Here is a 13,401-nt window from a genome sequence, read left to right as displayed (position 1 = left end):
CAGAAAACAGCGCATCTTGATGTCAGCCATCACAGGCAGTGTGGCATCCATGACAACACTTTCCCAGCGAAAAACCCGTATCATCGCCCTCCATGACGACTCTGACCGCCCGCTTCCCTGCCCTCGCCCGCTTGCCTGTCTGCCGCTTGCTGGCCATGGCCGCCAGCGTCCTGGCCACGTGCCTGCCGCTGGCCGCCCATGCCGACATCACGCCGGTCTCGCCCGCCCAGTGCGCCCAGATGCGCAACAACAAGGTCATCACCTCGGGCAATCCGGTGCGCTGCACGCAACTGGCCACGGTCAGCTTCGACTACACCGATTTCGACGGCGCCACCCGCCACGGCAGCGTGGTGGTGCTCGATGCCCTGGCGCCCCAGGTGGAAGCGCTGTTCGGCGAGCTGCTGCTGCGCTCCTTCCCGCTGGCCGGTGCCCAGCCGCTGGAAGCCTATGAAGGCGACGACCAGCGCTCCATGGCCGCCAACAACAGTTCGGCCTTCAATGGCCGACCCATGACGGGCGGTGGTGGCTGGTCCAAGCATGCCTATGGCGCGGCCATCGACATCAACCCGCTGCAAAACCCGTATGTCAGCAAGGCGGGCAGCACCGAACAGGAGGTCCTGCCGCCGAAGGGCGCAGCCTATCTGCAACGCATGCCGCTGCAACCGGGCATGGCCGAGGAGGTGGTGAGCGTCTTTTATGAACACGGATTCCTGGTCTGGGGCGGCCAGTGGAAACAACCCATCGATTACCAGCACTTCGAGATCGGCAGCCGCAGCTTCATCCTGAAACTGGCCAGCCTGCCCAAGGCCCAGGCACGCGCCGAGTTTGAACGCTACGTCGCCCGCTACCGGCGGTGCGCACATCCGGACGGGGCACAGGCCGATGACGATGCACCCGAAGATACCCGCCTGCGCGATCAGTGCGCCGCGCGCCTGCGCAAGTAAGCAGCGCACGCCGTCCATGCAGGACAGGTAAAGATGCGCAAGTTTCGGTAAACCGACGCAGCAGACACCAAGTCCCCCCCTATACTGCCCCGGCAATACCGGTCTGGGCGCTGCCCGGGGGACAGCCTTACTTGAGGAGTGTACGCATGTCGATCAATTCCATTTCCGCCATTTATCACGGCAACGCACCAGCCGGCGGCCAGCAGGCGCAGAAGAAGCCAGCCATCAATTTCAACGACATCCTGAAAGCCACCGGACAGTCCACCCAAGTGGCCCAGTCCACTACCGCCCAGCCCAGCAGTACGGATACCAGCACCTTCACCACGACACCGACCCGCACGGTGTAAGCGGCACCACCCCGCCCGCAATGACAAAGGCCGGACAGTGCGCAAACACTGCCCGGCCTTTGTTCTGTCACTTCGGGGAAGTGGCCCGGTACAGTTCCACTCCCCCGCGACATGCCACACCATCTGGCCAGCCTCCCCTGCCCGACCATCCCTTCAGGATTGCGCATTGGCCTCATTGAGCGCATTGACGATGTCGGCGCGCTTGAGCTCCGGCGCGAACTGCTGGATGAAATCGAAGGCATAGCCGCGCAGATACGCTCCCCGCCGCACTGCGAGCCGCGCGATATTGGCCTTGAACAGGTGCGAGGCATGGATGGCCACCATCTCCTGATGCTTGCCCTGATCCACCGCCATCGAGGCCACCAGCCCCACACCCATGCCCAGCGAGACGTATTGCTGAATCACGTCGGAATCCATGGCCGTGAGCACGATGTCCGGTTCGATGCCGGCCTGGCGGAAGGCTTCATCGATGTGGCCCCGGCCCGTAAAGCCGACGTCGTAGGTGATGAGCGGCCAGGTGCCGAGATCGTCCAGCGTGACCTGCTCCAGCCCCAGCAAAGGATGGCCTTGCGGCACCACGATCACGTGGCTCCAGGTATAGCAGGGGAAGGACACCAGTTCCTTGAACTGCGACAGGCCTTCGGTGGCGATGCCGATGTCGGCCTTGCCCGAGATGACCCATTCGGCGATGTGTTCCGGCGCGCTCTGCTGCAGGGCGATGCGCACCTGCGGGAAGGCATCGCGAAACGCCTGCACCACGCGCGGCAGCACGTAGCGCGCCTGGGTGTGGGTGGTGGCAATGGAGAGCGTACCGTTCTGCTCACCGGCGTATTCCTTGCTGGCACGGCGCAGGTTCTCGGCTTCCAGCAGGAGCCGCTCGACGATGCCGAGGATGCCCTTGCCGGGTTCGGTCAGGCCGGTCAGGCGCTTGCCGTTGCGCTCGAAGATCTCCACGCCCAGCTCTTCTTCCAGCTCACGGATCTGGCGGCTCACTCCGGGTTGCGAGGTGAAGAGCACATTGGCCACTTCGGTCAGGTTGAAGCCGCAACGCGCGGCTTCGCGGATGGAACGCAGCTGCTGGAAATTCATCGTGCCTGCCCTCCTTCCTGCTGTGCAAAGACCTGCAGGCGGCGCGGACGCACCACCAGCGTCTCGCCGTTCTTCAAGCCCAGTTGCGCGAAGCGTTCATTGGGGATGACGGCTTCGATCAGCTCGGCATTGTCATCGCGCTCCAGTTCCAGTTGCGCCAGCGGACCGATGGCATGCGCGCGCCGAAGTTGTACCACGATGCCTTCGGCACCGGGCGCATAGCGTTCCACGTCGAGATCATGCGGACGCACGAAACCGACGCCGGCTGCATCGCGGATATCGTCGTGGCCGGGGGCCTCGAAGCGCGCACCACCGGCATCGAGTACGCCTTCATGCAGGCGACCATGGAACAGGTTCACATTGCCCAGAAAGCCGTAGACGAAGGGTGAGGCCGGATGGTTGTAGACCGTCTCGGGCGTGCCGATCTGCTCGACCTGCCCCTTGTTCATCAGCACTACCTGGTCGGCCACTTCCAGCGCTTCTTCCTGGTCGTGGGTGACGAAGATACTGGTGACGTGCAGTTCATCATGCAGGCGCCGCAGCCAGCGGCGCAGTTCCTTGCGCACCTTGGCATCGAGGGCACCAAACGGTTCGTCCAGCAGCAGCACGCGCGGCTCCACCGCCAGTGCCCGGGCCAAGGCAATGCGCTGGCGCTGGCCGCCCGAAAGCTGCGGCGGATAGCGCTCGGCCAGCCAGTCCAGTTGCACCAGTTCCAGCAGACGCTTGACCTTCTCGCCGATGATGGCCTCCGAGGGACGTTGCGCACGCGGCTTGACGCGCAGGCCGAAGGCGATGTTCTCGAACACGGTCATGTGCTTGAACAGCGCATAGTGCTGGAACACGAAACCGACCTGGCGTTCGCGCACGTGGCGCGCCGAAGCGTCTTCGCCATCGAGCAGCACCTGGCCCGAATCGGGCGATTCCAGACCGGCGATGATGCGCAAGAGCGTGGTCTTGCCGCAGCCGGACGGCCCCAGCAGGGCCGTCAGTTCGCCCGTCGGAAAATCGAGCGAAACGTCGTTGAGCGCGGTGAAACTGCCGAAACGCTTCTGGATGTGATGGACTGCGATGCTCATGGTGACTCCTTAGACTTGTTCGCTGGCGCTGTGCTGCTGGTGCAGCCGCCACTCGATGACACTCTTGATCACCAGCGTGGCCAGGGCCAGGAAGGCCAGCAGCGACGCCACGGCGAAGGCGCCGGTGATGTTGAATTCGTTGTAGAGGATCTCGACCTGCAGCGGGATGGTATTGGTCTCGCCGCGAATATGACCGGACACCACCGAGACGGCGCCAAACTCGCCCATGGCGCGGGCATTGCAGAGGATCACGCCATACAGCAGGCCCCACTTGATGTTGGGCAGCGTGACGTGCCAGAAGGTGCGCCAGCCGGAGGCGCCCAGCACCAGCGCGGCTTCTTCTTCCTCGCTGCCCTGCGACTGCATCAGCGGGATCAGCTCGCGCGCCACGAACGGGAAGGTCACGAAGAGCGTGGCCAGCACGATGCCCGGCACGGCGAAGAGGATCTTGATGTCATGCTCGCGCAGCCAGGGGCCGAGATAACCTTGCAGGCCGAACAGCAGCACGTAGATCAGGCCCGAAATCACCGGCGAAACCGAGAACGGCAGGTCGATCAGCGTCAGCAGCACGTTCTTGCCACGGAACTCGAACTTGGCGATGGCCCAGGCGGCAGCCACCCCGAAGACCAGGTTCAGCGGTACCGCGATGGCGGCGGTGATGAGGGTCAGCTTGATGGCAGACCAGGCATCGGCTTCGGTGATGGACGCAACATAGACATCCCATCCCTTGCGCAGGGCTTCGTAGAACACGGCCACCAGTGGCACGAACAGGAACAGGGTCAGGAACACCAGCGCGATGCCGATCAGCAGCGCCCGGACCCAAAACGGTTCGGTGGTGGCAGCCGGCGTCAAGGGCGGTTCGCCACGCGCAATCGCCTGGGCCTGGTGGAGGACGGAACCGGGGGTGGCGCTCATCTCAGTTCCTCTCCGACTGGCCGCGCTTGCGGGTCCAGGCTTGCAGCAGATTGATGGTCAACAGCAGCAGGAAGGACACCACCAGCATCACCATGGCGATGGCCGTGGCACCGGCGTAGTCGTATTGTTCCAGCTTGGTGACGATGAACAGCGGCGTGATTTCCGACACCATCGGCATGTTGCCGGCGATGAAGACCACCGAGCCGTATTCACCGGAGGCGCGCGCAAACGCCAGTGCAAACCCGGTCAAGAGCGCCGGCAGAATGGTCGGGAAGATCACCCGGACAAAGGTTTGCCAGCGGCTGGCACCGAGGCTGGCGGCAGCTTCTTCCAGCTCGCGCTCGGCTTCTTCCAGCACCGGTTGCACGGTGCGCACCACGAAGGGCAGACCGATGAAGGTCAGCGCCACCAGCACGCCCAGCGGGGTGAAAGCGACCTTGATGCCCAGCGGCACCAGCAGCTTGCCCAGCCAGCCGTTCTGCGAATACAGCGTGGTCAGGGCGATGCCGGCCACCGCAGTGGGCAAGGCGAAAGGCAGGTCCACCAGGGCATCGATGATGCGCTTGCCGGGGAAGCGATAACGCACCAGCACCCAGGCCACGATGCCGCCGAAGATCACGTTGAGGAAGGCGCCGATCAGCGAAGCGCCGAAGCTCAAGCGATAGGAAGCCATCACGCGCGGCGAGGTCACCGCGTCGATGAAGCCGCTCCAGGTCAGGGTGAAGGTCTTCAGGAACAAGGCCGACAGCGGGATCAATACGATCAGCGCCAGGTAGAAGATGGTGAAGCCCAGCGACAGCCGGAAACCGGGCAGCACACGTCCACTGGTGCCGGCAGCGGCCTTGGCCGGCACCGCCCCGGGGGCGGCAAGGGATACAGGGGAAGAAGACATGTCGTTCTCTTGTTATTACCAATGCGACTATGGATGCGCGATATTCGCACCCGCTGGTTATAAAGAGAACGAAGCTTTTTGCATGTCTTTAGAAGAAAAGCGCATAAACCGCGGTCTTCACCGGGCCTGATGCGCTTGGGAACGGCGACAGCAAACGCTCAATTGATGCGTTCGAGCAACTCCAGCAGCCACTGTTGCCCTTCGGTCCAGTCGCCCAGTCCGGATTCGGAATTGATGTGGCCGCGTGCGCCCACCGAGCGGAACTGCGCGCCCCAGGCCTCGGCCCAGTGGCGGGCGCGCTCGGCGCTCATCCACGGGTCGTTCTCGCTGCTCACCACCAAGGCGGGATACGGCAGCTTGTGCCGCACCGCTGCGCTCAGGCTGAATTTGACCGGGTCAGCGGGCGCCACCAGCAAGGCCGCCGCGATGGGATGCGCAGAGCCCTCGGAGGCCGCCTGCAGGGCCGCCGTGCGATGCACGGTGGTCAGGCAGCCGAAGCTGTGCGCCACGATCACCGTAGGCCGGCCATCGCGCGCCAGCACTTCGCCCAGGCGGGCCGACCAGCGCGGCAGGTCGGGGGTTTCCCAATCCTCCTGCTGCACCCGTTCGAAGGCGGGATACAGCCGCTGCCAGCGCGACTGCCAGTGTTCCGGGCCGCTGTCGGAGAGGCCCGGTGCCACCAATACACGAAAATCCGCCAGCCGCGCCGGCGTGATGGAGGAAGAAGGAGAGGTCAGACTCATGCAGGCTCCACAGCGAGTGATGATTCATGCAGTATGCCTGAGGCCATGGGGCTGCGGGCAAAGATCCCGCGCCGCTGACGATACGCAGCGGCGGGGAGCTCATGCGATCACAACTTGGCGATCGACACCTCGGTGGCCTTGACCAGCGCCACCACTTCGCTGCCGATGGTCAGGCCCAGGTCCTTCACGGAGCGGGTGGTGATGACCGAGGTCACGATGCCGGCCGGGGTTTCCACATCCACTTCGGATACCACCGAGCCTTCGATGATGGCCTTGACCTTGCCCTTGAACTGGTTACGGACGTTGATTGCCTGAATGGTCATGCTTTGCTCCTTGATGAAACGGCGTCGGCACCTGCCGCGCCGCAGGGGTTGAAATGGGATACGACTACAGAACCGAAAATCGGGTCAAACCTTCATGCGCTCAAATTCACACCGCCCACTGCACCTGCTGTACGCCACGTGGCGTGAAGAAAGCTTCAGATGGCTCTGTCACCGCCTCGCTACCGGGGTGCCGCAGCACCCGCGCCAGGATGGCTTCTTCCAGCGCGGCAAACTGGGCCTGGCCGCGTGAACGCGGGCGCGCCAGGTCGATGCGCTGGTCCAGCGCCACGCGTCCATCCTCGATCAGCAGCACGCGGTCAGCCAGGGCGATGGCTTCCTGTACGTCGTGGGTCACCAGCAAGGCGGTGAAACCACGTTCGCGCCAGAGCGATTCGATCAGGGTCTGCATCTCGATGCGGGTAAGCGCATCGAGGGCGCCCAGCGGTTCATCCAGCAGCAGCAATTGCGGGTCGTGCACCAGCGCGCGCGCCAGCGCCACACGCTGACGCTGGCCACCGGAAAGCACCGCCGGCCATTCGTCGGCGCGCTGCTCCAGGCCGACCTGGCGCAACGCCTTGAGCGCTTGTGGCGCCGCCTGTGCCGGCAGGCCCAGCGCCACGTTGGCCTGGACCCGCTTCCACGGCAGCAGGCGCGCCTCCTGGAACATGATGCGAACCTCGGCCGGGCCGCTGCCGGCGTGTTCATAGCGGACTTCGCCGCCGCTGGCGCCATCGAGCCGGGACACCAGGCGCAGCAAGGTGCTCTTGCCGCAGCCGCTGCGACCGACGATGGCGACGAATTCGCCGGGTTCGATATCCAGATCGATGTCGTGCAGCACGCTGCGGCCGCTGAATACCTTGGACACGGCGCGCAGTCTCAGGCCCACGCCCCGGGCGGCGGTGCGGCTCAACTGCTGGTGTTCCTGGAGGTCATTGCGCATGATGGGTTCCTGATGCGTTCATGGGGGATGTCATTGGTAGCCGGGATGCCAGCGCAGCCAGTAGCGCTCCAGCACCCGCGCCGCGGTATCGGCCAGCTTGCCCAGCAGGGCGTACAACAGGATGCCCACCAGCACCACATCGGTCTGCAGGAATTCGCGGGCATTCATGGTCATGTAGCCGATGCCGGCCTGCGCCGAAATGGTCTCGGCCACGATCAGCAGCACCCACACCAGCCCCAGCGCAAAGCGCAGGCCCACCAGAATGGAGGGCAAGGCGCCCGGCAGGATCACGTCGCGGTACAGCGGCCAGCCCGACAGACCATAGCTGCGCGCCATCTCGATCAAACCCCGGTCCACCGCGCGGATGCCGTGGAAGGTATTGAGATAGACCGGGAAGAACACGCCCACGGCGACCAGAAACAGCTTGGCCGTTTCATCGATGCCGAACCACAGGATCACCAGCGGAATCAAGGCCAGCGCCGGGATGTTGCGCACCATCTGCAGGGTGGTATCGAGCAGCAATTCGGCCCAACGCAGGCTGCCCGAGAGCAGTCCCAGGATCAGCCCCAGCCCGGCACCGACGGCAAAGCCGGAGGCTGCACGCGCGCTGGAGACGGCCAGGTGGTGCCACAGTTCACCGGTGGCCGAGAGCTGCCAGGCAGCCTTGAGCACCGCGAACGGTTCGGGCAGGATGCGGCTGGAGAGCCAGCCGGCCTGGGCGGCGATTTCCCACCCCACCAGCAAGAGCAGCGGCAGGATCCAGCCAATCCAGGCATCGCGCTGCGGGCGCGATTTCTTGGCGACGGCCTTGGTCTTGGCCGATGGCTGCGCGGCGCTGGCAGCGCCCGGCAGTACGGTATCGGAGGCACTCGTCATGCTGACCTCAGCTGGCCGACACGCGCACCGGCGCGGCCTTGGGCAGTTCGGTATTGCCGACGATCTCGCCGAAGGGACCGGTCAGGTTGTAGCCGGTCGGGGTCCCGCGCCGGGCACGCGGCAACAGCGGGAACACCAGTTCGGCGAAACGGTAGGATTCTTCCAGGTGCGGATAACCGGACAGGATGAAGGTATCGATACCGAGATCCGCATATTCCTTCATGCGTGCAGCCACCGTCGGGCCGTCTCCCACCAGTGCCGTGCCGGCACCGCCGCGTACCAGGCCGACGCCAGCCCACAGGTTGGGGCTCACTTCCAGCTTGTCGCGTCTGCCGCCGTGCAGAGCGGTCATGCGCCGCTGCCCTTCCGAATCCATGCGGGCAAAGTTGGCCTGGGCCTTGGCGATGGTCTCGTCATCGAGACGGCTGATGAGTTCATCGGCGGCGCGCCAGGCGGCTTCATTGGTGTCGCGCACGATGACGTGCAGGCGGATGCCGAAACGCAGCGTGCGCCCTGCCCGAGCGGCGCGTTCGCGCAGGCGGGAGATCTTCTCGGCCACGGCGGCGGGCGGTTCGCCCCAGGTCAGGTAGACATCAACCTGCTCGGCGGCCAGGTCGATGGCCTCTTCCGAGGAGCCACCAAAGTACAGTGGCGGATAGGGTTGCTGCACCGGCGGATAGAGCGCCTTGGCGCCCTTGACGCTGAGGTGCTTGCCCGTGAAATGGGTCTCTTCGCCGGTATGGGTCTTGCTCAGGACCTCACGCCAGATCTTGAGAAATTCATCGGAGATTTCATAACGCTCGGCGTGGCTACCGAAGACACCATCACTCTCCTGCTCCACCGGATCGCCGCCGGTGACCACGTTGATCAACAGGCGGCCATTGGAGAGGCGGTCGAAGGTGGCGGCCATGCGCGCCGACAGCGTAGGTGCAGTCAGGCCGGGGCGCACCGCCACCAGGAATTTCAGGCGCCGGGTGGCATCGATCAGGCTGGCCGCGGCCACCCAGGCGTCTTCGCAGGAGCGGCCGGTGGGCAGCAGCACGCCGTCGTAGCCCAGCGTATCGGCGGCCACGGCGACCTGTTTCATGTAGTCATGGGTGACCGGGCGCGCCCCTTCGGCAGTACCAAGATAGCGGCTGTCGCCGTGGGTGGGGATAAACCAGAAAACGTTCATGAAAGACTCCTGTGCTTCGACAATTCAACCGGTGTGATAAAAATTATTTTAATTGTTAAAATTATTTAAATTATTTACATTATTTAAATAATTTAAAACTGCAGATCATTTGAGGACGGCATCACTGACCTTGAGCGGCTTGGGGATCAGCCTGAGCTGATAGAAGGCATCGGCGATCTTCTGCTGCTCGGCCAGCACTTGCGCATCGACCGGTTTGTAGATGTGGGCGTAGCGCTTCAGGCCGGTTTCGATGATGTCCGCATCCAAGCCCTGGATCGGGGCGAGCTGGGCCGCCGCCTCGGCGGTGTGAGTACGCACCCATTCCCCTTCGCGGGTCACTTCTTCCAGCAGGATCTTTTGCACCTGCGGGTTCCTGACCGCGAACGGACGCGCACTCAGGAAGAACTGATGATGACTGACCACCCCCGCGCCACTGGCCAGGCGGCGTGCGCCGATCTGTTTTTCGGCAGCGGCCTGGAACGGATCCCAGATCGCCCAGGCATCCACCGCACCGCGCTCGAAGGCGGCGCGGGCATCGGCCGGCGCCAGATAGACCGGCTCGATATCGCCGTATTGCAGACCGGCCTTCTTGAGCAAGGCCACCACCAGCCAGTGCACGTCGGAACCCTTGTTGAAGGCGACCTTCTTGCCCTTGAGTTCGGCCACGCTCTGGATGGAGGAATTCTTGGGGACCAGCAGTGCCTCGGCCTCCGGGGTCGGGATTTCATAGGCGGTGTAGACGAAGTCGGCACCGGCGGCCTGGGCGAAGATCGGCGGGGCTTCACCGACATAGCCGAAATCGACCGAACCGACGTTCAAGGCTTCCAGCAATTGCGGACCGGCCGTGAACTCGGCCCATTTCACTTCCACGCCCAGTGCTTGCAGGCGCTTTTCCAGCGCGCCATGGGCTTTCAACAGCACCAGGGTATTGGCTGCCTTCTGATAGCCGATGCGCAGCAGCCTGGTTTGCTGCGCCTGTACCGGGCTGCTGCCCAGGCCGATGGTCAACGCGCCCAGGGCGATGGCGGACAGTTGCCCCAGCGAGCGGCGACGGGAAAGTTGGATGCTCTTTTTCTTGTTGGCGGACACGTTTTTCTCCTGATTCCAGATGTTTGGACGTAGCGCGGCCCTTCCGCCATACCCGCCGGCGGTCTTGCCAGGCGCAGGGGCCGTGAGTTCGTTCGTTAGTTAGTTAGTTAGTTAGTTAGTTATTAGTTATTAGTTACTTACTTAGTAAGAGACGCTGTATTGCAGCTGCGAGAAGGGAATCTCGCCAAATTCTTCAGGTGCGACCTGATGCAGAGCCGACAGGCTGGCCGACAACTGCTCCACGCCCTCATTGACGCGGGCTTCGATGGGAGCGTCCAGCACCAGACCTTTTTCTTCACTCCAGCTCACTTGCGCCTCGGTAGCGTAGATGCTGGGCAGCACGTGCCGGGGGTTCAGCGACGACAGCACCGGGCGCAGCGCATAATCCAGCGCCAGCATGTGCGACTGGCTGCCGCCGGTGGCCAGGGGCAATACCAGCTTGTTGGTCAGCCCGAACTGCGGCAGCAAATCCAGGAAGGCTTTCAGGATGCCGCTGTAGGCCGCCTTGTAGACCGGGGTGGCCACCACGACGGCGGAAGCTTCTTCGACAGTGGCCAGCGCGGCCTGGATATGGGCATCGTTCCAGTCGGCGCGCAGGATGGCCTGCCCCGGCAGATCGCGCACGTCCAGGCGGGCGTAGCGGTGGCCGCGCCGGGCCAGCTTGTCGCCGACGTGGTGCAGCAGACGGGTGGAACGGGAGGGGGCCGAGGGGCTGCCGGCCAGTAACAGGATGCTCATGTCGTGTGCTTGTGCTGAGGGGTAGATGGAACCGGCCAGGCAGGTCCCTCTTGCAGGTTCAGGTCACTTCTTGTTGGGCGCGTAGAGCTGGTCGAAGGTGCCGCCATCGGCGAAGTGCGTCTTCTGCGCCTTCTGCCAGCCGCCGAACTCCTTGTCGATGGTCACCAGATTCAGCTTCGGGAATTGCGCAGCGTACTTGGCAGCGATCTTGGGATCGATGGGACGGTAGTAGTTCCTGGCGATGATCTCCTGGCCCGCGTCCGAGTACAGGTACTTCAGGTATTCTTCGGCTACCTTGCGGGTACCGCGCCGGTCGGCCACCTTGTCCACCACCGCCACCGGCGGCTCGGTCAGGATGGAAAGAGAGGGCGCGACGATATCGAACTTGTCGGGCCCCCATTCCTTCAGGGAGATCAGGGCTTCGTTTTCCCAGGCCAGCAGCACGTCGCCGATGCCGCGTTCGACAAAGGTGATGGTGGCGCCGCGAGCGCCCGAATCCAGCACCGGAACATTCTTGAAGAGCTTGGCGATGTAGTCGCGGGCAGCGTCGTCGCTACCGCCCTTGCGCTTGGCATAGGCCCAGGCCGCCAGATAATTCCAGCGGGCGCCGCCCGAGGTCTTGGGGTTGGGGGTGATGACGGACACACCTGGCTTGATCAGGTCGTCCCAGTCCTTGATGCCCTTGGGGTTGCCCTTGCGCACCAGGAACACGATGGTGGAGGTATAGGGCGAGCTGTTGTGCGGCAGGCGCTTTTGCCAGTCGGCCGGCAGCAGCTTGGCCTTTTCCGAGATTTCGTCGATGTCGTAGGCCAGCGCCAGCGTCACCACGTCGGCATCGATGCCGTCGATCACCGAACGGCCCTGCTTGCCCGAGCCCCCGTGGGACGCCTTGATGGTGACGTTGTCACCGGTCTTTTGCTTCCAGTACTTGGCGAAAGCCTTGTTGTAGTCGGCATAGAGTTCGCGCGTCGGGTCGTAGGAGACATTGAGCAGCGAAATATCGGCCGCCTGTGCCACGTGTGCGGCTTGTGCCAGCACCAGGGCGGCGGCGACCGATTTGATGATCTTCTTGAGCATATCCGTTCCCGCATGTTCTGTTGTTTTGGAGAACACAGGTTAATGAGCCGGCTGACCAAAAAGAACGAATACTTTCTTCTCTCGATATGCACAAAACAGATATGAAAGATCAGGGCGCAGCAACAAGACCACCGATCCATCTCGCCCAAGCCTTGCGTACCGGGACGAGCGTGCGGAAATACCACCATCCCACCCTCCCCGTCCGGCGCCACTTTGCGGGGGGATCGATGTTCCGGGTGAAGCTCCCGTCATTCAAGAAAAGCACGCTCGGACTTTTTGTTCTTTTCACATTGTGGTATAACCGTCATATTGCAACGCACCAGGCCGCGCCATGAAAAAAGAAGCTGCAGGCGAGACAGAACACATTTCCATCCAGGTCATCGAGCGCATGGTCTCGCTGCTCGACGCGCTGGCGGAGTATCCCGACCCGGTCAGTCTGAAGGAATTGTCGGCGGCGACCGATCTGCATCCGTCGACGGCGCACCGCATCCTCAACGATCTGGTGGTCAAGCGTTTCGTTGATCGCGTCGAGCCGGGTACCTATCGGCTGGGCATGCGCCTGCTGGAGCTGGGCAATATCGTCAAGAGCCGGCTGTCGGTGCGCGAGGCGGCGCTGGACTTCATGCGCGCCCTGCATCGCAAGACGCACCAGACGATCAACCTGTCGGTGCGCCAGGCGGACGAAATCGTATATATCGATCGCTCCTTTTCTGAACGTTCCGGCATGCAGGTGGTGCGCGCCATCGGTGGCCGGGCGCCGCTGCACCTGACCTCGACCGGCAAGCTGTTTCTGTCGGTGGATGATCCCAAGAACGTGCGCGCCTATGCCACCCGTACCGGGCTGGCCGGGCACAACAAGAATTCCATCACCGATCTGAGCAAGCTGGAGCGCGAACTGTCGATGGTGCGCGCGCTCGGCTACGCACGCGACAACGAGGAACTGGAGCTGGGCGTGCGCTGCATGGCCGCCGGCATCTGCGACGACAGCGGCAAGCTGGTGGCGGGCCTGTCGATCTCGGCACCGGCCGACCGCCTGCAGGATGAATGGGTGGATGACCTGGTGAGCACGGCCAGCCAGATTTCGTCGGCGCTGGGGTATCGCCAGGAGCGCGACTGAAGCTTCATGCTGCAGCTAATGGAAGAGAATGAAAAGAATGAAGAGAATGAAAGAGTATAAA

15 protein-coding genes are annotated in these 13,401 nt (G+C 63.4%); 3 read left to right on the top strand and 12 right to left on the bottom strand.

The features are described 5' to 3' along the window. Positions 1-92 precede the first annotated feature (92 nt). A complete protein-coding gene (locus GWL_RS05255) occupies positions 93-944 on the top strand; it encodes a M15 family metallopeptidase (RefSeq protein ID WP_008327472.1) in 852 nt (283 codons plus the stop codon). A 146-nt stretch (positions 945-1,090) separates the two neighbouring features. Beyond that, positions 1,091-1,291 carry a hypothetical protein gene (locus GWL_RS05250; protein WP_008327471.1) on the top strand — a complete coding sequence of 67 codons (201 nt, stop codon included), beginning with the start codon at positions 1,091-1,093 and terminating at the stop codon, positions 1,289-1,291. A gap of 153 nt (positions 1,292-1,444) precedes the next feature. Here the strand turns inward: GWL_RS05250 and GWL_RS05245 are convergent, their stop codons facing one another. The 12 genes from GWL_RS05245 to GWL_RS05190 form a co-directional block, all read right to left on the bottom strand. Next, a complete protein-coding gene (locus GWL_RS05245; protein ID WP_008327469.1) occupies positions 1,445-2,380 on the bottom strand; it encodes a CysB family HTH-type transcriptional regulator in 936 nt (311 codons plus the stop codon). Continuing rightward, entirely contained in the window at positions 2,377-3,456 is a 1,080-nt protein-coding gene (locus GWL_RS05240) for a sulfate/molybdate ABC transporter ATP-binding protein (protein WP_008327467.1), read from the bottom strand. The genes GWL_RS05245 and GWL_RS05240 overlap by 4 nt, the downstream gene beginning before the upstream one ends. A gap of 9 nt (positions 3,457-3,465) precedes the next feature. Further along, complete coding sequence (gene cysW / locus GWL_RS05235) at positions 3,466-4,371, bottom strand: sulfate ABC transporter permease subunit CysW (RefSeq protein WP_008327466.1); 906 nt, start codon at positions 4,369-4,371, stop codon at positions 3,466-3,468. 1 nt (position 4,372) lies between these two features. Continuing rightward, on the bottom strand, positions 4,373-5,263 hold the full coding sequence (gene cysT, locus GWL_RS05230) for a sulfate ABC transporter permease subunit CysT (RefSeq protein WP_008327465.1): 891 nt from the start codon (positions 5,261-5,263) through the stop codon (positions 4,373-4,375). Positions 5,264-5,421: 158 nt separating this feature from the next. Further along, positions 5,422-6,006 carry an alpha/beta hydrolase gene (locus tag GWL_RS05225; RefSeq protein ID WP_008327464.1) on the bottom strand — a complete coding sequence of 195 codons (585 nt, stop codon included), beginning with the start codon at positions 6,004-6,006 and terminating at the stop codon, positions 5,422-5,424. A 107-nt stretch (positions 6,007-6,113) separates the two neighbouring features. Further along, the gene (locus GWL_RS05220) at positions 6,114-6,329 is read right to left on the bottom strand and encodes a molybdopterin-binding protein (RefSeq protein ID WP_006464491.1); all 216 of its coding nucleotides are present in this window, start codon (positions 6,327-6,329) and stop codon (positions 6,114-6,116) included. 106 nt (positions 6,330-6,435) lie between these two features. Next, complete coding sequence (locus GWL_RS05215; protein WP_008327463.1) at positions 6,436-7,269, bottom strand: ATP-binding cassette domain-containing protein; 834 nt, start codon at positions 7,267-7,269, stop codon at positions 6,436-6,438. Positions 7,270-7,299: 30 nt separating this feature from the next. After that, positions 7,300-8,145 (bottom strand): aliphatic sulfonate ABC transporter permease SsuC, encoded by an 846-nt coding sequence (gene ssuC / locus GWL_RS05210; protein ID WP_008327462.1) that lies wholly within the window; start codon positions 8,143-8,145, stop codon positions 7,300-7,302. A 7-nt stretch (positions 8,146-8,152) separates the two neighbouring features. Then, the gene (gene ssuD, locus GWL_RS05205; protein ID WP_008327452.1) at positions 8,153-9,319 is read right to left on the bottom strand and encodes an FMNH2-dependent alkanesulfonate monooxygenase; all 1,167 of its coding nucleotides are present in this window, start codon (positions 9,317-9,319) and stop codon (positions 8,153-8,155) included. Between the two features lie 105 nt (positions 9,320-9,424). Next, entirely contained in the window at positions 9,425-10,408 is a 984-nt protein-coding gene (locus tag GWL_RS05200) for a sulfonate ABC transporter substrate-binding protein (RefSeq protein WP_008327449.1), read from the bottom strand. Positions 10,409-10,549: 141 nt separating this feature from the next. Then, positions 10,550-11,146 (bottom strand): NADPH-dependent FMN reductase, encoded by a 597-nt coding sequence (gene ssuE, locus GWL_RS05195; protein ID WP_008327447.1) that lies wholly within the window; start codon positions 11,144-11,146, stop codon positions 10,550-10,552. Between the two features lie 63 nt (positions 11,147-11,209). Then, on the bottom strand, positions 11,210-12,223 hold the full coding sequence (locus tag GWL_RS05190; protein WP_008327445.1) for a sulfate ABC transporter substrate-binding protein: 1,014 nt from the start codon (positions 12,221-12,223) through the stop codon (positions 11,210-11,212). A gap of 331 nt (positions 12,224-12,554) precedes the next feature. Between GWL_RS05190 and GWL_RS05185 the strand changes: the two genes are divergently transcribed. After that, complete coding sequence (locus tag GWL_RS05185; protein WP_008327443.1) at positions 12,555-13,340, top strand: IclR family transcriptional regulator; 786 nt, start codon at positions 12,555-12,557, stop codon at positions 13,338-13,340. Positions 13,341-13,401: the final 61 nt, after the last annotated feature.

The sequence above is a fragment of the Herbaspirillum sp. GW103 genome, from assembly GCF_000261365.1.
Classification (GTDB): Bacteria; Pseudomonadota; Gammaproteobacteria; order Burkholderiales; family Burkholderiaceae_D; genus Herbaspirillum.
Note: the sequence above shows the minus strand (reverse complement) of the source record. Positions and strands in the feature narration are given on the sequence as shown.

Bases quoted from the DNA above. Each gene is read 5' to 3' on its own strand.
- GWL_RS05255 (WP_008327472.1), top strand. From the start codon at position 93: ATGACGACTCTGACCGCCCGCTTCCCTGCCCTCGCCCGCTTGCCTGTC.
- GWL_RS05250 (WP_008327471.1), top strand. From the start codon at position 1,091: ATGTCGATCAATTCCATTTCCGCCATTTATCACGGCAACGCACCAGCC.
- GWL_RS05245 (WP_008327469.1), bottom strand. From the start codon at position 2,380: ATGAATTTCCAGCAGCTGCGTTCCATCCGCGAAGCCGCGCGTTGCGGC.
- GWL_RS05240 (WP_008327467.1), bottom strand. From the start codon at position 3,456: ATGAGCATCGCAGTCCATCACATCCAGAAGCGTTTCGGCAGTTTCACC.
- cysW (WP_008327466.1), bottom strand. From the start codon at position 4,371: ATGAGCGCCACCCCCGGTTCCGTCCTCCACCAGGCCCAGGCGATTGCG.
- cysT (WP_008327465.1), bottom strand. From the start codon at position 5,263: ATGTCTTCTTCCCCTGTATCCCTTGCCGCCCCCGGGGCGGTGCCGGCC.
- GWL_RS05225 (WP_008327464.1), bottom strand. From the start codon at position 6,006: ATGAGTCTGACCTCTCCTTCTTCCTCCATCACGCCGGCGCGGCTGGCG.
- GWL_RS05220 (WP_006464491.1), bottom strand. From the start codon at position 6,329: ATGACCATTCAGGCAATCAACGTCCGTAACCAGTTCAAGGGCAAGGTC.
- GWL_RS05215 (WP_008327463.1), bottom strand. From the start codon at position 7,269: ATGCGCAATGACCTCCAGGAACACCAGCAGTTGAGCCGCACCGCCGCC.
- ssuC (WP_008327462.1), bottom strand. From the start codon at position 8,145: ATGACGAGTGCCTCCGATACCGTACTGCCGGGCGCTGCCAGCGCCGCG.
- ssuD (WP_008327452.1), bottom strand. From the start codon at position 9,319: ATGAACGTTTTCTGGTTTATCCCCACCCACGGCGACAGCCGCTATCTT.
- ssuE (WP_008327447.1), bottom strand. From the start codon at position 11,146: ATGAGCATCCTGTTACTGGCCGGCAGCCCCTCGGCCCCCTCCCGTTCC.
- GWL_RS05190 (WP_008327445.1), bottom strand. From the start codon at position 12,223: ATGCTCAAGAAGATCATCAAATCGGTCGCCGCCGCCCTGGTGCTGGCA.
- GWL_RS05185 (WP_008327443.1), top strand. From the start codon at position 12,555: ATGAAAAAAGAAGCTGCAGGCGAGACAGAACACATTTCCATCCAGGTC.